Source organism: Acinetobacter sp. ASP199 (assembly GCF_022700675.1).
Lineage (GTDB): Bacteria > Pseudomonadota > Gammaproteobacteria > Pseudomonadales > Moraxellaceae > Acinetobacter.
The window spans coordinates 644,959-664,190 of the sequence record NZ_CP062182.1 but is presented as its reverse complement, the minus strand read 5'-3'; the positions used below and the strand labels follow the sequence as shown (position 1 = coordinate 664,190).

Genomic DNA, 19,232 nt, shown 5'->3' with positions numbered 1-19,232 from the left:
AACTGTTGATAATTATTTCTAAGGTTATGCTGTCATGAGTGAAAAATTGCAAAAGGTGCTTGCACGTGTTGGTTTGGGTTCTCGCCGTTATATGGAAGAAGTCATTGCCGCTGGTCGTGTAAGTGTGAATGGGCAAGTTGCCCAAGTGGGTGAACGTATCGAACCAGGTGATGAGCTTCGCATCGATGGTCGTAAGGTACAATTCCAGATTGAGGACGAAATCCGTCGTCGCGTGCTGATTTACTATAAGCCTGAAGGCGAAATCTGTTCACGTAACGATCCTGAACAACGTCCTACCGTATTTGATAACCTGCCTGCGATTCAAGGCGATCGTTGGGTGATGGTTGGCCGTCTGGATATTAACTCAACCGGTCTGCTACTTTTCACAAATGACGGTGAACTGGCAAATCGTCTGATGCACCCTTCCAATGAAATCGAACGTGAATATGCGGTTCGTGTCATGGGTGAGGTAACGCCTGAGCTGAAAAATAACATGCTCAAAGGTGTAGTACTGGATGATGGTCCGGCAAAATTTGAATCATTCTCTGAACTCGGTGGTGACGGGATCAACCGTTGGTATCAAGTGGTGGTAAAAGAAGGTCGTAACCGTGAAGTACGTCGTATCTTTGAATCACAAGGCCTGAAAGTAAGCCGTCTGTTACGTACCCGTTATGGCACAGTGATTCTTCCACGTGAACTGCGTACTGGCCGCTGGATTGAACTGGACAAACAGGACATCGATAACCTGGCAAAAGCTGTTGAACTTAAACCACGTCAAGGTACTGGCTTGTACGGCATGGCAAAACGCCGTTCTGAGCGTATGCAGGAAAAGCCTATGGCAGCACGCCGTGGTGGTTTCCTGCGTCAGCAGCGCCGTGACAGTGATGAACCGGCAGCGAATACTGGCCGTGAACGTCGTGAAGGTGGTTTTGGCCGTCGTGATAATAATCAAGCCGGCTCACAGTTTGGTCGTCGTGAAAACCAGAATGGTACTCAGTTTGTACGCCGTGACAATCGTCCTGAACCAGGTTTTGGCCGACGTGAAGAACGTGATGAAAATGCTCCACGTCGCCCTTATGGCCTGAACAAAGGCTTTAACAAGTTTTAATATCCCTTAAAAACGGATTAAAATAGAGTCACTTCGGTGGCTCTATTTTTGAGCTAAACATTTAGAACAACAATATAAGACAACACATATGCTTAGCTTTAAGCCCAAGGCATTGCCCATATGGACACGATTTGGTTTTCCATTACAATTGGTATTGCTATGTAGCCTCATCAATTATAGTTATTGGCAAAAGAGTAGTCCTGACCACAATCCACTTCCTTTGAGTGATCTGCAGTTTTATGCTGATCTATGACATACACCGAATATGGTACTCAATACACCTTTTAGTTATGCCACGCTCATCGTCATCAGTCTTTTTCTGATCTATCAACACTATAAACTACAACGCAGATTAGTAATGTCTACCAATGAACTGGCTTGGTATGTGAAACGCTATCGAATCCGTACTATTGTGCATTTAGATCACATCCAATGCATAGAATATATTGCTATTCCTCCACAGAATGACTCGCAACTCACATTGCTGCGTTTTCATTGCTCTAAGCAGGTGCATGACTTAGATTTAAGTCAATTTAGCCCCAAGACCCAAGCAGAAATCCGTCATCATTTAAAGCAACATTTTCCACACATGCATCATCGAAAATAAAAAATCCCGCTCAACTGGCGGGATTTTTCGAATCTTACATCTGGGACTGAATATAATTTTGCAAACCAATCAGCTCAATCAGGCGTAATTGTTTTTCAAGCCAGTAGGTATGATCTTCTTCTGTATCTGACATTTGCTGGCGTAGCATGTCACGGGTCACGTAGTCACCCTTTTCTTCACAGAGTTTCACGCCTGTTGCTAGTTTTTGACGAACTTCATATTCCAGTTTCAGGTCGGCTTTCAGGCAGCTCACCACATCTTCACCGATTTCTACATCATCACGGGTCATATTAGGTGTGCCTTCCAGGAACAGAACACGGCGAATAATAGCATCCGCATGCTGTGCTTCTTCCTGCATTTCATGATCAATACGTTCAAAGATTTTGGTCAGGCCCCAATCTTCATACATACGAGAATGGATCAGGTATTGGTCGCGAGCAGCCAGTTCGCCACCGATCAACATATTTAAATAATCTACGACTTCTGGATTACCACGCATTTTTATAACTCCCTACCTGTATGGGCTTATTATGGAGAAAATCATCTGGATTTGCAAAATAAAATTTTTGTAAATATATGATTTTTAAACAATTAAAATGAGAAGCACTTGCATTTACAGTTTTATTTGAATAAATTCCCATTTATAAAACAATATCTTGCACTCAGTACTCAGCTGAGATGAACAAAATCATAGGACTTTTAGCAAGTATTGTTTTTTGTAACTCAGATCAAAATCATGCCAACAGATCGGCCTCACATCCTCCAATCAGAAAAATTAAGCTTGTTTATTGATGATAAACAAGCCAAATCTTCGTCTGCACCGACAAACTCTGTATTCCCCAGCGAAAATAAGCTTAAGCTAACGTCCAATATGTATTTTTCCATGCTTGCTGTTGCATTGCATCTAAAAACGTCCACGCAACAAAACGACTTTCTTTTTGCCCCTGTGTCATTTTAATGGTTTTCACATCCACTGCTCCACTCTTACGCAATGCATTTAACAGCACAGGCAATGTGGTTTTCTTGGACACCAATGTACTAAACCACAAACATTGCTCAGCGAACTGTATACTCTCTTGTACCATTTGGCAGACAAAGCGTTCTTCACCACCGTCACACCAGAGTTCATTTTTTTGACCACCAAAGTTTAACACCACCTTCGTCTGATCAACCGGCTTGCCAAGTTTTCTTAATTTTTGCGTTGCTGTGGCATTTGCTTCATCTTGCGAGGCATGAAATGGCGGGTTACACATCGTCAAATCAAAACGATCTGTGGGTTTAATCACACCTTTGAAAATATTGCTTGAGTTCTTCTGCAATCGAATCTGAATCCCTTTTCTTAGATTTGGATTCGCTTCCACAATAAATTGAGCACTTTTAAAGGATGTAGAATGAATGTCTGAGCCGACAAATTTCCAACCATAGCTTTGACGCCCAATGATGGGATAGATACAGTTTGCCCCCACCCCAATATCCAAGACTTGAACTTTATGACCTGTTGGAATCTGACCTTTGTTGTTGGTACTCAACAAATCAGCCAAATAATGAATATAGTCCGCTCGACCCGGAATCGGTGGGCAAAGAAAATCTTTTGGAATATCCCAATATTGAATGCCATAAAAATGCTGAAGCAATGCTTTATTGAGCATTTTCACAGCGTGTGGATCAGAAAAATCGACTGAAAGATCGTTATATTGATTTGGGCTAACAAAAGGTGCAAGTTCCGGACAACTCTTGATTAACTGAGGAAAATCGTAACGACTGCGATGCAGGTTGCGTGCATGTAGTTCCGATTTTTGTTGCGGAAAAGTTTTCTTTGCTTGCGCCATGGGTATGCCAATTATTAACGGGAGAATAGAATCATCTGAGAAAACAGGTTCAATACCTGTCAATAGATCAATATTGTACGTGAATTCAGTTCATCATGACGATCCCCACCCAATCAAGCCATTAAAAAAGACATCCGAGGATGTCTTTTTTAATTCATGCTGAAGATCGATTAAGCAGGAAGTTGACCATACTCTTTCATTAAGGCAATAAACTGTTCTTCATTGATCACAGCGACACCGAGTTTTTCGGCCTTATCCAGCTTCGAACCAGCTTTCTCACCTGCAACCACACATTTGGTTTTACTCGACACACTGCCACTCACACGTGCGCCTAAGGCTTGTAAAAGCTGGGTCGCTTCATCTCGTCCCATAGAACTTAATGTTCCAGTTACGACCCAGCTTTCGCCATTGAGTGGTTGACGTGTTGGTGCAATTGGTGCATCCCAGTGAATACCTGCCGCCAACAGACGATCTAACACTTCCAGATTATGTGATGCCTGAAAGAAATCCAGAATCCATTCAGCGGTAATATCACCGACATCAGGCGTTTTCTTCAATGCTTCTAAATCAGCAGCTTTTAATGCCTCTAAAGTCTGGAAGGTATTTGCCAACATACGTGCCGTGGTTTCACCAACACCACGAATACCTAATGCATAAATAAATGCAGCCAATGTAGTTTTCTTACTGTTCTCAATAGAATCTATTAAGTTCTGAACAGACTTCTCACCCATTTTCTCAATTTGCAGTAGCTGATCACGATGCTCATGCAGGTGATAGATATCGGCCACATCTTTAAGCAGATTCAGGTGTAATAGAGATTCTACCCAACGATCACCCAAGCCTTCAATATCCATGGCCTTACGTGACACAAAGTGACGAATGGTCTCAATGCGCTGTGCAGCACAATAGAGTTCACCTGAACAGCGTGCCAGTGCTTCACCTTCTGGCATCACTACAGGGGAACCACACACCGGACAGTTTTCTGGCAGATGTACTTCAACTGCGTCAATCGGACGGAATTCTGGCCAGACTTTTTCAACTTTAGGAATTACGTCCCCACTACGGTAAACGCTGACCGTATCCCCGATCCGGACATCCAGACGGTGAATTTCCCCAATATTATGCAAGGTCACATTGGAAACCGTTACGCCACCCACTGCGACAGGATTCAAGCGTGCGACAGGAGTCAAAGTCCCGGTACGCCCCACCTGCCAGTCAATATTTTCAACTGTCGTCAGTGCTGCAACCGCAGGAAATTTATAAGCCGTTGCCCAGCGTGGTTCACGACTTAAAAAGCCCAATTGCTTTTGCTGTTTCAGGTCATTGACCTTGATCACCATGCCATCAATTTCAACACTGAGGTTTGGACGTTCCTCAATGATCTGCTCATAGACTTGCTGTACTTCTTCGATACTATCGCAAATGAAATGGCGTTCACCCACGGCGAAACCAAAGTGCTGTAGCCATTCCAGACTAGCTGACATCGTGGTCTGACCATGATGCGGCACGCATTGCGCAATACCGTAGGCATAGAATGCCAATGGACGTGATGAGGCAATGTTTGGATCCAGCTGACGCAAGCTACCAGCAGCGGCATTGCGTGGATTGGCAAAAGTCTTTTCACCTTTGGCTAAGTTCGCTACATTCAGTTTCTCAAAGCCCGATTTCGGCATCAAGACTTCACCGCGCACTTCCAGCAAATCAGGTACTTTACAGTGCCCTTCACATAATAGTTTTGGCAGGTTACGGATGGTTTTCACATTCTGGGTAATATCTTCCCCGGTTTCACCATCACCACGGGTTACACCACGTACCAGTACACCGTGCTCATACCACAGGGAAATGGCTAGACCATCAAATTTCAGCTCGACATCATATTCGATCTTCTGATTTGGCAAACGTTCTTCAATACGGCGGGCAAAGGCAAATAAATCTTCTTTATTAAATACGTTGCCTAAAGACAGCATTGGTACAGCATGCGTCACAGTCATGAATTTTGCCAAAGGCTGACCACCGACACGGTTGGTCGGCGTATCCGGTTGCACCAATGCTGGATATTGTTCTTCGAGGGCTTTGAGCTGATGAAAGAGCTGATCGTATTCACTGTCCTCAATCGTCGGCTGATCCATTACATAATAAGCGTGATTATGCTTGGCAATCAGTTGAATCAGCTGGCGCATTTGCGCAATGACAGTGCTTTCCTGGGTCATAGTTTCACCATAAAAAAGGGCGGAAAACCCGCCCTGTATATTCTTCAGTTTTGGCTATTATAAAAATCGAAATGTCCAGTTTCAATACAAAAACTTAGACTTCGGCAGGCTGTCCCGCACGATAATCAATGGCTTGATGACGCCAGAATTCACGCAATTGTGGGGTAAATTCCTGCTGGTTCTGATCATAGACAATACCATCCACTTCACGGGCAATCAGACGTGAAATGCTGTCCATGGTATCAAAGGCATTTTGCACATCGCTATGTGGTAATGCCAGGAAGAATGCCAGACCTTTAACCTCTTCAGTTGACAAAGTTTCCAGATCAAAGCCTTCCATACCCGTATCTGTAATCTGCAATACCGAGAATAGCAGTTTAGAACCATCTTCGCTGTAGCGATGGAAACACGCCAGCTCACCATAGCGTAGGCCGTATTTCAGCAAAACCTTCAGGGTTTTATCACCAGAGAGTACCCGGCCCTGTGGAATCACACTGAGCGATATAATCATTTCTGCATTCGCTAAAGCACATTCATCATCCACTACTTTCTGTTCATGCAGATGCGCATCGAGAATGCTACTTTCATCCTCAAAGTCAGAAATTTCAGCTTTTTCAATATTGCTGTTCAGGCTAAATTCAGCAGGCTTGGCTTCCACTACAACAGGTGCTTCAGTCTTAGTTTCTTCTTCAGCAGATGATTCTTTTACTTCAACTTTTGCAACCTCTGGTTCAGCTTCTTCAATGATTGGCGTATCCAGTGGGCTTGCAGCTTTGGCTACAGGCTGGGCTGTTTCAGTCAGTGTCGGCTCTACTTTCGCTGCTTCTTTTTGTTCTGTTGGTACTGTACTTGCAACCGTCTCTGCATTTAGGCTTGGTTCAACGCGTTGTGCTTCTGCTTCCTGTGCTGACAACTGGGCACGCACATGACGCGGAATAACCGGGGTCTGGCTGTCCGGATCAATATGTAATTCCGATTCCAATGATGGTGCTGCATCAGCAGGTTTTTTCATGATCATTCTAATGCCCAAGAGCATAATCACGACTGCTACAACAATCCCGAGAATAGTAGTGATTTCCATTTTATGCCTCCGCAGCTAAGCCGTATTCTTTTGCCTGTTCCAAATTCACTGTAACCAGTTTTGAGGTGCCCGGTTCAGGCATGGTCACACCCAAGAGATCTGTTGCCATCATCATTGCAAGCTTATTATGTGTGATGTAAATAAATTGCACTTGTTCTGAAAGCTCTTTGACTAAATTACAAAAACGCCCCACGTTCGCATCGTCCAGCGGTGCATCGACTTCATCGAGTACACAGAATGGCGCCGGATTGAGACGAAAAATCGCGAACACCAGCGCCAATGCAGTTAATGCTTTTTCGCCACCAGACAATAAAGCCAATGAACTGTTACGCTTACCCGGTGGTCGTGCCATCAGTTTTACACCTGATTGCCATCCATCTTCAAGACTTAAGCTCGCTTCACCGCCATTAAATACTTTCGGGAACAGGTTTTGCAATTCAGCATTAACCTGATCAAAAGTATGCATAAACAGCTTGCGCGTTTCCTGATCGATACTCTTCATGGCTGCCTGCAGCTGCTCGACTGTATTTTCCAGATCCTGAATCTGATGGCTCAGCTCATTATAGCGTGCTGAAACCTCTTCATATTCGTCAGATGCTGCAAGATTCACCGCTCCGAGCTTATCGAACTGCGATTGGGCTTTTTCCAGCTTGGCCTGATGCGCTTTGACCTCAATATTCAGACCAGTAATCAGTTCACTATTCAACTCTTTTAGCTGTTCAGAATAGTGCTGCAAATCTGATTTAGCTGCCTGCCAGGCTAAGCGTTTCTGTTCCAGTTCAGTCCGCAGCTTTTCATCCTGATGCTGGAACTGATGGCGCTGTTCAGTGAGCTGCTGCTGTTTGCTTTGTATCTGATTCAGCTCGACTTGCCATTCCGACCAGGTTTTTTGCAGCTTCGCCGTCAATTCCGCCTGCTGATTAAACTGGCTTTCCAGATGCGGCAGCTCTAATTGCACCGGATCGATAAATTTCGTGGCTTGTTCAATCTGCTGAATGATTTGTTGATACTGCTCTTTCAGGAATACCCGGTCTTTTTCTAGCAACTCGACTTGCTGTTTGGACTGAACGGATTGACGACGGGTAATTTCCAGTTCCTGCTGGGCGTGCTGGGTTTGCTGCTGGTGATCTTCCAGTTGCGCAGTCAGTTCATCCAGCTGAAATTGCATGGTTTTATAATTTGGTAATGCCTGTTCCAGTTTCAGGCTCAAAGCATGCAGGTCGATCTCCAGATCATCTTTCTGCATTGCGTCTTCTTCCAGCTGTTCATCCAGCTGCTGAAGCTGGTTTTGCAGCTGTTGCTTCTGCACTTCAAAAGCTTGCGCTGTACTTTGTACTTTGGCAATGTTCAGATCTAGCTGTTGTAGCTGCTTCTGTACCTGTTGCTGCTGACTGGTGGTTTGCTGTAGCTGAGTTTGCAGCGCTGTCAGCTGTTCTTTCAGTTGAGCAAGCTGTTGTTCAGTTTGTAATAATGTCGCTTCTAATTCAGCCAGCTGAGTTTCAATTTCGTCCAGTCGTATCCGGTGACTCAATGCGCCTTGACCTGCCTGACTGGCTTCATCAAATTCCAGTCCGATGACCCAGTCTGAACCGACATGGTAAGCATCCAGAGTTAAAATTGATTGTCCCGGCTGTAATTGGCTTTGTAGCTGTAGCGCCTGCTGTAAAGTTTCAACCACGGCGACCTGCTGCCATAGGGAATACTGAGGTTCTTCAATCCAGTCTGCCAGACATTGTGTATTTTCCAGCTGGATTTTGGCAGAAGATTGCTGTGCTTTCAGCTGACGTGCAGTATTTTCAAGGAAATTCTCTGAATCTGAGAGCACCTGAGCAGATAGCCATTTCGCAAGAAATTTCTCAATCAGGCTGGCATGGGCTTTGCCCTGCTTATTCAGTTTTAGCACATGCATCAGTTGCACAGTATCCGCTTTAGCTGCCGGATTAGCTTTCGCCATAAGTTGGGAAAGGTTTTTCTTTTCTGCATTCAATACTTGCAACTCAGATTTCAGCTGCATCTGTTGTTGTTGCTGTTCGCTATGTGCCTGTTTGACCTGTTCCAGCTGTTGGCTCAGTTCAGCATGATGGCTTTCTAGGCGAACCAGCTGTTGTTCAGTATCAGCTTTCTCCTGCTGATACTGTTCCAGCTCATCTTGCTGTGCTTGATTCTGAATCTGGGCGGACTGTTGCTGCAAGGTTTCTTTTTGCTGCTCGATACGAACGATATTTTTAGCTAGTTGCTCGCTTTGTGCCAGCATCTGCATCTTGCGCTGCTGTTGCTGTTCGACTTGAGTTTTAATCTGGGCAAATTGGGTCGCGACTGAAGCCTGTTGAGATTTTAGTTCCTGCAAACCTTGTTGCTGATTCTGATTTAAGCCTTCTTGTTGCTGCAACTGTGTGGTTTGATCTTCTAGCTGTTCCTGTAAAGTATCTAATTGCAGCTCAATCAGCTGCAGACGTTCTTTGGTTTGTGCTTTTTGTTGTTCAAGTTGCACCAGACTGGTTGAGTTTTGCTCCAGCAGAGACTGTTTCTGCTTCAGGTTTATTTCCAGTTCAGCCAGCTTTTTCTCGGCCTGTTGCCATTCATTTTGTAAGGGGGTGGACTGCTGGATCAGACGCTGAAACAGCTCACTGGTTGCTCCCAGATCGTGCTCAACCGTGGTCAGTTCAGAACGTACTAACTTGAAGCTGTCGCCTAGCGTGTTCATCTCAACGGTATATTCTTCCTGCAAGCGTTGGCTTTGCTCGCACTGGAATGACAGGATTTCAATTTTCAGGGTACGGATCTGCCCTTCGAGTTCTTTATATTGAATCGCGGTTTCGGACTGGCGTTTTAAGGTTTTTAGCTGGGACTTGAGTTCGGAAGCAATATCTTCTAAACGAGACAGGTTCTGGGTGGTATGTTCCAGATGCTGCATGGTTTCGCGACGACGGGCCTGATAGCGCGATACGCCTGCGGCTTCTTCGATATAAACCCGCATTTCCTCTGGCTTGGCATCGACCAGTCGGTTAATCATGCCCTGTTCGATAATGGCGTAGGAACGCGGTCCCAGACCGGTACCCAGGAAAATATCAGTGATGTCACGACGGCGGCATTTGGTACCATTCAGGAAGTATTCAGACTTGCCATCCCGGTTGACCTGACGACGTACTGCCAATTCATTATAGGCATTATAAGCACCGCCAAGTTTGCCGTAGGTATTTTCAAAGCGTAGCTCTACACTCGCCACACCCACTGGCTTACGCTTCGCAGTTCCGGTAAAAATGACGTCTTGCATGCTGCCGCCACGTAACTGGCGCGCACTCGACTCCCCCATCACCCAGCGAATTGCATCTATGACATTGGACTTGCCACAACCATTGGGCCCCACAACGGCAGTCCGGTTATCTTTAAAGTGTAAAGTTGTACTATCGGCAAAAGATTTGAAGCCGGAAAGTTTTAAACTGCTTAAACGCATAATGTCCTGATTTAACGGCGCGAGCGTCTCGCCCACGCAAGTTCAATTTGTTTCATCCGTGTTAGTGATTCCAACACAAGGTTGCGCAAGTGTCGACAAAAATCTTCCATAAATAAAGTGGCCTGATGTGATTTTCGGCTCAGAATTGCATCAGTGACCAGCTTAAACAGATCAAAAGATTCCTGTAACTCACGCTTGGAAATATTCAGGGTTAAAAAGTAACTGCGTCGCAGTGAAGGCAGTAGCTCATGGTAGTAACGCATCAGATAGGGATTGCCAACCATGTCCTGCTGCTGCGCCAGCCCCTGAAAGATCAAATCATAAAACTTTTCGGTGTGACCTTGGCGGGTTTCCGCTTCTAGTTGTTCTAATAATAGCTGAACACGCTCTGCCTCATGCGGGCGCCAGGTTTCAGCCATACGCTGTACGATCTGACCGAGCAGAAGACAGCACATTTCAAACAGGGCACGAACTTGCAGTGCAGACATTTCCGAGACAATGGCACCGCGGCGTGGATAGATTTCGATGAGCTGGGTACGTTCCAGCAACAATAATGCTTCGCGTACAGAACCACGACTGACATCAAGTTCTGATGCAATTCTCAGTTCCTGGATCCGCTCACCTTCGACGAGCTCACCACGAATAATCTGTTCACTGATATGCCTGGCGATCTGCTCAGACAAGCTGTTTGCTTTTTCCTCGTGCATGGCCATCCTGTCTTTATTTTTATTGATGCAGTTCTTGTCATGCTGAATGACTTTTCATTTATTTAACTTATTTTATTAAAGGAATGCTTTGACATTGTCAGACAATATTCTGTCTATGCAGCCAACCAGCCTCTATATAAACCAGCTTAGCGGTTATTTATTCTGTTTTTTTATTCTCTTATCAGCATAAATATATTGATCAAATAAAAAAAGAGAGTACTTAAACTCTCTTTTCTGAAATCTGCATTAAATAAATTACCTTACAGAAAGGCACTGACACCCTGATAAATAAAATAGCTACCGACAACGCTTAATAAGGCCGCAAAACATTTCTTTAGCATGACTGGTGACAATAAATGCGCTACCTTTGCTCCCACTTTGGCAGTAAAAAAACTCATAATACTAATACCAATAAAGGCATATACATGAATATAACCAATGGTATTCGGTACCGGAACATCGGATTGCTCACCAAACCATATAAATCCGAGCGCTCCGGCAATCGCGATTGGTAGTCCACATGCAGCTGAAGTCGCCACTGCTTTTTGCATCACCACACCACAGCGGTTTAAAAATGGCACCGTCAGACTACCGCCACCGATACCAAAAATCGCAGAAGCAACCCCAATTCCTGCTCCAGTCGCCATTTGCTTTGGCGTGGAAGGCAAAGTACTGGCTGGATCCATCTTGACATGGGCACGGCTAAACATTCGCAAAGCCACCCATACCGCAAAGAAACCGATCAGAAGCTGCAAGCCCTGACCCGGTAAATAGTCGGCAATGCCTGCACCGAGAAACGATCCAATGACCAAACCAGGTGCCAGATTACGGAAAACAGACCAAAGTACTGCACCTTTGAGATGATGTGCCATGACCGAACTGATTGAGGTCACAATAATCGTCGCCAAAGAGGTTCCCACTGCCATATGCATGATGACACTTGGATCGTACTGGAGCTGGGTAAATACAATGTACAGAATTGGCACAATAATCAGGCCACCACCGACTCCAAACAGGCCTGCGGTGAAACCAGCAATTGCACCAATCAACAAATATATGATTAACTCCATAACGACATTTACCACGTTTAAATTCAGATGGATGTAGAAACTCGCGAACTGCAGCAACTACTTAAAGATGCAGGACAACTTCCCGAAGTCCTGTTACTGAAACCAGTCACCACTTCAACCAATGATGATGTCCGGGACCTAGCTCAAAAAGGTATTCGACAGGTATTGGTCAGCAGTCGTACTCAAACTCAGGGCCGAGGCCAGCGTCAGCGCCAATGGATTTCTCCAGAAGGTAACATCTATTTAAGCACATTGCTGAATACAGAGATACCGATAGATGGCCGTCTCGCGCTTGAGGTTGCGCTTAACATTCTGCAAATGCCTAGCTTGCAAGGGCTTGATCTGCAAGTGAAATGGCCAAATGATTTATATAGCCAGAATGCCAAATGGGGCGGCATTCTGGTGGAGCCAATCTCTGCCTATCAGGCGGTGGTGGGTGTGGGAATTAACCTGACGCCGATTGAAGTGGAACAACTCGATCAGCCGATCACCTCACTATCTGAACTTGGCCTGGCTGCAGTGACACGCAACCAGCTCATTGCTGAACTCTATCTGGCTATTCAACAGGCGGGGCAATGGTTTAATCATGGTAGCCATAATCTGGCAGCACGCTTTAATCATCATGCAGCGTTCATTCAACAACAGGTTGAATTGACCAATCCGCAGGGACAATATGGGGGTACCTTTGCCGGTATTCATAAAGATGGTGCGGTGCAAATTGCGACTGAATCTGGCATTCAGGTTTTTTATCAAGGGCAATTACGTTTAAAGACTGGCAGCTAAGGCAAGATTAATGAAAAAATTATGGCTGGATATTGGCAATACACGTCTTAAATACTGGATCACGGAACAAGACCGTATCATTGAACATGCGGCTGAAATGCATCTACAGTCTCCGGCGGATTTACTGCTGGGTCTGATTCAACACTTTATAGGATCAGGTCTGCATCAGGTGGGAATCTCTTCTGTACTAGACAAGCAAAATAATGATCGTATCCTGAAAATTCTAAAACGCCTGAATGTTCCAGTGATTTTTGCCAAAGTTCATGCCGAATATGCAGGCCTGATCTGTGGTTATGATGATCCGGCTCAGCTCGGGATTGACCGTTGGCTACAGGTATTGGCAGTTGCGACATCGAAGACACAAAACTATTGCGTCATTAGCTGTGGTACCGCTCTTACCATTGACCTGGCTCAAGGGCAAAAGCATCTGGGTGGTTTTATCCTGCCAAACTTACACCTACAGCGGGATGCTCTGATTCAGAATACCAAAGGCATTAAGATTCCCGATGCTGCTTTTGAGGAGCTGAGCCCGGGCCGCAATACCATTGATGCTGTACATCACGGCATTCTGCTTGGGCTACTCAGTACCATTGAAAAGGTATTGAGTGACTTTCCTGCCCAGCTGATTCTCACGGGTGGAGATGCACCACTGTTTGCACAGCATTTGCAATCCTTCCAACCCGTGATTGAACCTGACCTGTTACTTAAAGGCCTGCAGCATTTTGCAGCTCATTTAGACCACACAGCCGCTGGATGACGTCCAGTAGCTGTGGGAAATCTGCATAGCCATCAGTTTTTTCAAAATGTCCTGCCTGCAAGACTTCAAAAATCTGGGTATTGAGAAGTCGATGGGCAAGACTTAAGGACATGGCAGTGGGTACATGTGGATCATTATTAGAAATATACATGACGCCATGCTTATAGCTTTTGGCAAGTGTTTTGAAGTCCAGTTTTACACTGTGCACCAGATCATTCAGTTCTGACCACATGACCAGTGGCTGATCAAAACCTGCCACCAGCACCACCCCACGAATAGCTTTACGGTGAGTCAGATAGTGCTGTTCTACAAATTTCAGCACACTTAGACAGCTCAACCCATGTGCCACCAGAATGGTGTCTGAATCCATTTTCGCAATCTGCACTGCCAGGCTTTGTTGCCAGTCTTGCATTTTCGGTTCTAATGGATTGGCTAACATGATGCGCTTGGCATCAATACCGATTTTTTTGACTTGTCGACTCAACCAAGGATACCAATGGTCATTAGAGGTCGACTGATAGTCATGAATAATATAAACGTTCCCTGATTTATTTGTCATCGCTGTATACTTATACTAATTGTTAAAATAATAATGCCCCTGACTCATTGTTTTACAAAGCTTTCAAGCAAATTTCCAGCCCACTGCTATCCATTTTGTAAACTTTATCTTTCAGCGTCAATCACGGTTGTTGACGTATCAGATTTGGCTCAATACTTTGCCAGACTTCGGGCAGTTCAGTACAGCCTTGCGAATCAATAAAATGACCAAAATGCTGCGCCTTAATCACTTTTGCATCCAGACTCTCTGCCTGCTGCAGACTGAATTTTGGCGCTACCCGATCATCGCCTTCAGAGTAAATCATCACTCGCTCCTGAATCTGCTGCTTCAATAACTCAAAGTCAATTTGGGCAGCATCAATAAATGGATTAACTTCTTCCAGGCGTCCAAGTCGCCCATTAAAACCAGCGATTAGCATAAGTTGCTTGATCTTCTGCTGTTTCAATGCATGGGATAAATAATGCAAAGCCGCAATTGTGCCTAGGCTGTGGGCAATAAAAATACTGTTCTCATCAAGGCCATCAATTTGCTCCTGCATCTGCTTTTGCCAGGTTTCCAGACGAGGTGTAGTAGAAGGATCAAGTCGTAAAACTTTTAGGCTCACATGTTCTTGCCTGGCTTTTTGCTGAATCCAGGGATACCAGTTTTCATCTGGACTTGCCGTATATCCATGTACCACAATCACTTGCGTCATTTCATTACTCCTGTCTTGGAATTTTTTAAAGAGTCTGCCTGAGCTGGCTGCAGGATTGGGTAAGTAAATGTATGCTTTGATTAAACTGTCTATCTTAAAAATCAAAAAGGCGCATGAAGCGCCTTTTTTAAACACAGAACTTATTTCTTGTCGTTGCCGCCGAACAATGGGCCCATACCACCACCGCCAAATTGTTTCTGCAGACCACCGAGTGATTTCATCATTTTTGCCATACCTGATGGATTGGCAAATTTCTTCATCATTTTCGCCATCTGGGCATGCTGCTTGATCAGTTTATTCACTTCAGCAACATCCATACCACAGCCTGCTGCAATACGCTTCTTACGGCTTGGGTTCATCAAGTCAGGGTTACGACGCTCTTTCACAGTCATGGACTGGATGATCGCTTCCATTTTCTTGACCTGCTTTTCAGGGTTGGCTTGTGCAATTGCATCCTGAAGGCCAGCACTGTTCATCCCTGGAAGTTTATCCAGGAAGCCCATCATGCCGCCCATCTTGTTCATTTGCTCAAACTGCATCAGCATATCTTCAAAGTTGAAGCTGCCGCCTTTCTGCAGTTTTTTCGCCATTTTCTCGGCTTTTTCTTTGTCGATTTTGCGTTCAACTTCTTCGACTAGAGAAAGCACGTCACCCATACCAAGAATACGCTGTGCCACACGTTCCGGATGGAATGGTTCAAGCGCATCCAGCTTTTCACCCATCCCCAGGAACTTGATTGGCTTGCCGGTAATCGCACGTACAGAAAGTGCCGCACCACCACGTGCATCACCATCAGTTTTGGTCAGGATCACACCAGTCAAAGGTAAAGCATCGTTAAAGGCTTTTGCTGTATTCGCCGCATCCTGACCGGTCATGGCATCAACCACAAACAGGGTTTCAGTTGGGCTAATCGCAGCGTGTAACTCTTTGATCTCATCCATCATGTCATCGTCGACATGCAGACGGCCTGCGGTATCGACAATCAGAACATCAGCAAACTGAATTTTTGCCTGTTCAATCGCACGGTTGGCAATATCAATTGGACGTTCATTGGCATTCGATTCAAAGAAAATCGCACCGACTTCACCCGCAACCGTTTGTAGCTGCTTGATCGCCGCTGGACGGTACACGTCGGCAGACACCATCGCTACTTTTTTCTTTTGACGTTCTTGCAAGAAGCGCGCAAGCTTCGCAGCAGTGGTGGTTTTACCCGCACCCTGCAAACCAGCAAGTAGCACAACCACAGGTGGTTTTGCTGCCAGGTCGAGGCTCTCGTTCGCCGCGCCCATCATCTTGGTTAATTCGTCATAAACAATCTTGACGAAGGCCTGGCCTGGAGATAACTGAGTCATCACTTCCTGGCCCAATGCTTCTTCCTTAACTTTCGCGATAAATTCACGAGTTACAGGTAACGCAACGTCGGCTTCAAGAAGTGCCATACGTACTTCACGTAACGTATCTTTAATATTGTCTTCGGTTAGCTGCCCTGAGCCAGTAACATTTCTTAAACTCTGCGTGAGTCGTTCTGTTAAGGTATCAAACATTGCAAAATCCGCTTAAAATAGCCGTGAGCAAAAAATTGTTTCTTAAAATAGAAAATTTATGCATAGAATGCTATAGGATACTGTAGTTCGCATCGAATTTATATAAATGAATATTCATCACCCTTAAAAAGGTTAGACATGGTTAGCCTCCCACTGGTTTATACAATTCTGGCATTAGTCGCCTATACCGCATCTTTCTGGTATTTGTTTGTTCATTTAATGTCGAAACGTATTCCAAATCAGTGGTTTGTCGGTATCACGGCTGCACTGGGCCTGGTATTACATGGCATGGTTCTTTACGGTGACATGCACACCCCGATGGGGATAAATTACGATGTCTTTGTTCTAGTGTCGTTTACTTCCGGACTGATGCTTTTACTGAGTCTGGCTTATAGCACCTATCGTCCAATTCTGCCGCTAAATCTGATTGGTATTCCTGTTGCAGCGACTGGCCTGATTTTAGGCTTTACTTTTACTCCGCAAGCTAAAATCATTGTGCAGAACTCACTTGGTCTCGATATTCATATCATCCTGTCACTATCCGCCTATGCAGTGCTGCTGATGGCTACCATTCAGGCCGTTATTCTGCGTTTTCAGGATCGTGAATTGAAAAAGAAGCAGAAGCGTCTGTGGGTTAATTTGCTACCTTCCTATCAGGATATGGAATCACTGCTGTTTGATATGCTGATGACCGGCTTTGTCTTGCTGACTATTGCCTTAGGTTTCGGCTTCTTTACCATTGATGATTTCTTCGCCCAACATCTGTCACATAAAACCGCATTCAGTATTATTTCCTGGCTGGTCTATGGAACTTTGCTAATTGGTCACTGGAAATTTGGCTGGCGTGGACAAAAAGCGGTACGTTTTACTCTCATCGGTTTTGGCTTACTCGCAGTTGGATTTATTGGATCCAAGTTTGTGCTGGAAATGCTGTTAACCGTTTAATTATTTTGAAATACTGCTCTATCGTATCTCCTTAAGGCATCTCTATTGATAAATTTTAATTACTAAAATTCGCTTAAAAAACGAAATCAAACGTCATAAAAATCAGCTAAAAAACACAATATTTAATAGACAATTCACTATAAATATAATTTATGGTTAAGCACTATCATATCTTCAAAAGCTAAAAAACCATCAAAAAATATCAAGATCAATCACAAAATTAATGAGAAAAAATAACACCTTTCACGCTTTAATATGTGTAATTCTTAGCAGAGTATTCTAAAAACAAGTCTATTTCTTGGTCAAATTTTATGAGTTGTGTAAAGATAAATTAATTAAAAAAACTTAAATAAAATTGATTAATAACGTTTAACCAGTTAACAAAATATTCACTGACTTATAATTAAACTATGGAAATTCAAAAAATATTTAAATTTGAACATGTGTTTGGTTTTGCACTTTGTCGTAGAATAATGACACTTTATCATGTTCAAGTTGTTGTACTTGAGTAAACATTTTAATCTTAAATATACAAACGAAAGTGCTAGATTGCATTTCTTGGAGGTCGGGGATGAAGAATAAAAAAGGATTTACTTTAATTGAACTTATGATTGTGGTCGCTTTAATTGCGATTCTTGCCGCAATTGCATTACCAAGTTATCAAAATTACGTTACACGCGCAAAAATTAAAGAAGCGCAATCGAATTTAATTGCCTTATCTCTTTCAGCAGAAAATGTTTATCAAAGAACACTAAGTTATCCAACATCATCACCAGCCACAACAACAACGGCAGCGACAAAAGCATTATTTAATTCATGGAACCCAAGTTCAGCTGACTTTAAATATACGTATCTCTCTGATGGAGCAACCTATACCTTAACGGCAACAGGCGAAACAAGTACCAAAGTTAGCGGCTGTACACTGACATTAACGAATGCAGGGGTACAAGGTGGTCCAGGCTGTAAAAGCATCACTGGGTGGTTATAAATGAAATTAAATCATCTAAAAAAACAACACCCCGCACAATCGGGTTTTACGCTCATTGAGTTGATGATCACCATCACGGTGATGACGATCATTTTGTTTATGGGCAGCTCACTCACCAGTGCCTGGATTGATCAAAGCCAGGTCAATAATGCAACCTCAAGCATTCAAAGTGCGATTTCTCAAGCAAAAGCATTAGCACTTCGTAATACCAATAATACTCCACTAACAGCTGCTGCTGCTTCAGCATGTTTAACAAGTACCTCATCACAAAATGTTATTAAAGTAGTGCGCGGTGAATGTGCCTCAGCGACCGCTTCTGTCCAGGAAATGCCAATTTCCAATCGTATTACCATTAAAGAAAACCCCAATTCGAGTGATCAAATTACCTGTATTTCATTTAACTCGATTGGCGTTGTCGTTCCAGTATCAGGTTGTTTGACGTCCTCAAACCCAACGTTGACTATAGGAAAGAATAATGAAACAGCTACGATCATCATTCGTTAATCAACGTGGTTTCACCTTAATGGAATCATTAATCGCCTTAGTACTTTTTGCCATTATTATTTTGGGTAGTGGGACTGCAATCAAAAGCATGCTAACAACTCAAAAAGAAATGAACGTTGGTTTTATTGTCGTGAATGAAATGCAAAAAAGACTACAACAGGCACAAGACAAAACTGATACCTCAGGCATGTGTGCTCGAGTTTCTACAGATAACTTTACTGTGGCTGGTAAAACCTTCTATATCAGCTGCTCTATAGCAGAAATTACAGTATCGACCACTCAAAAATCAGAATGGCCGGTGCTTGCTGCAAGTCATGTTTCACTAAGCATAGCGCAAGCTTGCGCAGCAGGAACGTCATTGCATGAGTCTTGTTTTGTGGTAGGGAGATAAG

Annotated in this window: 17 protein-coding genes and 1 pseudogene; 8 read left to right on the top strand and 10 right to left on the bottom strand. The window is 44.1% G+C overall.

The annotated features are described in order from the left end of the window. Positions 1–34: 34 nt before the first annotated feature. Together rluB and IHE35_RS03090 are read left to right on the top strand one after the other, a co-directional pair. A pseudogene (gene rluB / locus IHE35_RS03095) lies at positions 35–937 on the top strand (23S rRNA pseudouridine(2605) synthase RluB); the annotation flags it as partial. A 529-nt stretch (positions 938–1,466) separates the two neighbouring features. After that, positions 1,467–1,715 carry a hypothetical protein gene (locus IHE35_RS03090; protein WP_242789264.1) on the top strand — a complete coding sequence of 83 codons (249 nt, stop codon included), beginning with the start codon at positions 1,467–1,469 and terminating at the stop codon, positions 1,713–1,715. A gap of 34 nt (positions 1,716–1,749) precedes the next feature. Here IHE35_RS03090 and bfr read toward each other — a convergent pair whose 3' ends face one another. The 7 genes from bfr to IHE35_RS03055 all read right to left on the bottom strand — a co-directional run bounded on the left by bfr (position 1,750) and on the right by IHE35_RS03055 (position 12,066). Beyond that, positions 1,750–2,214 carry a bacterioferritin gene (bfr, locus tag IHE35_RS03085; RefSeq protein WP_004811213.1) on the bottom strand — a complete coding sequence of 155 codons (465 nt, stop codon included), beginning with the start codon at positions 2,212–2,214 and terminating at the stop codon, positions 1,750–1,752. 355 nt (positions 2,215–2,569) lie between these two features. Beyond that, positions 2,570–3,544, bottom strand: a complete 975-nt coding sequence (gene rlmF / locus IHE35_RS03080; RefSeq protein ID WP_242789263.1) for a 23S rRNA (adenine(1618)-N(6))-methyltransferase RlmF — start codon at positions 3,542–3,544, stop codon at positions 2,570–2,572. A gap of 170 nt (positions 3,545–3,714) precedes the next feature. After that, on the bottom strand, positions 3,715–5,754 hold the full coding sequence (gene ligA / locus IHE35_RS03075; protein WP_242789262.1) for an NAD-dependent DNA ligase LigA: 2,040 nt from the start codon (positions 5,752–5,754) through the stop codon (positions 3,715–3,717). Positions 5,755–5,848: 94 nt separating this feature from the next. Beyond that, positions 5,849–6,835, bottom strand: coding sequence for a cell division protein ZipA C-terminal FtsZ-binding domain-containing protein (locus IHE35_RS03070; protein WP_242789261.1), 987 nt, complete (start codon positions 6,833–6,835; stop codon positions 5,849–5,851). A gap of 1 nt (position 6,836) precedes the next feature. Further along, on the bottom strand, positions 6,837–10,289 hold the full coding sequence (smc, locus tag IHE35_RS03065; RefSeq protein WP_242789941.1) for a chromosome segregation protein SMC: 3,453 nt from the start codon (positions 10,287–10,289) through the stop codon (positions 6,837–6,839). 11 nt (positions 10,290–10,300) lie between these two features. Beyond that, a complete protein-coding gene (locus IHE35_RS03060) occupies positions 10,301–10,996 on the bottom strand; it encodes a GntR family transcriptional regulator (protein WP_163167020.1) in 696 nt (231 codons plus the stop codon). 260 nt (positions 10,997–11,256) lie between these two features. Continuing rightward, positions 11,257–12,066 (bottom strand): sulfite exporter TauE/SafE family protein, encoded by an 810-nt coding sequence (locus IHE35_RS03055; RefSeq protein ID WP_242789260.1) that lies wholly within the window; start codon positions 12,064–12,066, stop codon positions 11,257–11,259. A gap of 27 nt (positions 12,067–12,093) precedes the next feature. Between IHE35_RS03055 and IHE35_RS03050 the strand changes: the two genes are divergently transcribed. Next, positions 12,094–12,849 carry a biotin--[acetyl-CoA-carboxylase] ligase gene (locus tag IHE35_RS03050; RefSeq protein ID WP_242789259.1) on the top strand — a complete coding sequence of 252 codons (756 nt, stop codon included), beginning with the start codon at positions 12,094–12,096 and terminating at the stop codon, positions 12,847–12,849. A gap of 10 nt (positions 12,850–12,859) precedes the next feature. Continuing rightward, positions 12,860–13,606: a type III pantothenate kinase gene (locus IHE35_RS03045; protein ID WP_242789258.1), complete on the top strand. Its 747-nt coding sequence runs from the start codon at positions 12,860–12,862 to the stop codon at positions 13,604–13,606. On the opposite strand, the gene IHE35_RS03040 is transcribed toward IHE35_RS03045, so the two are convergent. The 3 genes from IHE35_RS03040 to ffh all read right to left on the bottom strand — a co-directional run bounded on the left by IHE35_RS03040 (position 13,554) and on the right by ffh (position 16,403). Continuing rightward, a complete protein-coding gene (locus IHE35_RS03040; protein WP_242789257.1) occupies positions 13,554–14,165 on the bottom strand; it encodes an alpha/beta hydrolase in 612 nt (203 codons plus the stop codon). The two genes, IHE35_RS03045 and IHE35_RS03040, sit on opposite strands and share 53 nt — an antisense overlap. A 121-nt stretch (positions 14,166–14,286) precedes the next feature. Next, positions 14,287–14,859 (bottom strand): alpha/beta hydrolase, encoded by a 573-nt coding sequence (locus IHE35_RS03035; protein WP_242789256.1) that lies wholly within the window; start codon positions 14,857–14,859, stop codon positions 14,287–14,289. 140 nt (positions 14,860–14,999) lie between these two features. Then, positions 15,000–16,403 carry a signal recognition particle protein gene (gene ffh, locus IHE35_RS03030; RefSeq protein ID WP_242789255.1) on the bottom strand — a complete coding sequence of 468 codons (1,404 nt, stop codon included), beginning with the start codon at positions 16,401–16,403 and terminating at the stop codon, positions 15,000–15,002. A 138-nt stretch (positions 16,404–16,541) separates the two neighbouring features. Here ffh and ccsA point away from each other — a divergent pair, with 138 nt between their 5' ends. The 4 genes from ccsA to IHE35_RS03010 all read left to right on the top strand — a co-directional run bounded on the left by ccsA (position 16,542) and on the right by IHE35_RS03010 (position 19,231). Next, a complete protein-coding gene (gene ccsA, locus IHE35_RS03025) occupies positions 16,542–17,348 on the top strand; it encodes a cytochrome c biogenesis protein CcsA (protein ID WP_242789254.1) in 807 nt (268 codons plus the stop codon). Between the two features lie 571 nt (positions 17,349–17,919). Further along, positions 17,920–18,336 (top strand): type IV pilin protein, encoded by a 417-nt coding sequence (locus IHE35_RS03020; RefSeq protein WP_242789253.1) that lies wholly within the window; start codon positions 17,920–17,922, stop codon positions 18,334–18,336. Next, on the top strand, positions 18,337–18,840 hold the full coding sequence (locus IHE35_RS03015; RefSeq protein WP_242789252.1) for a prepilin-type N-terminal cleavage/methylation domain-containing protein: 504 nt from the start codon (positions 18,337–18,339) through the stop codon (positions 18,838–18,840). It begins immediately after the preceding gene. Beyond that, positions 18,812–19,231: a prepilin-type N-terminal cleavage/methylation domain-containing protein gene (locus tag IHE35_RS03010; protein WP_242789251.1), complete on the top strand. Its 420-nt coding sequence runs from the start codon at positions 18,812–18,814 to the stop codon at positions 19,229–19,231. The genes IHE35_RS03015 and IHE35_RS03010 overlap by 29 nt, the downstream gene beginning before the upstream one ends. Position 19,232 lies beyond the last annotated feature (1 nt).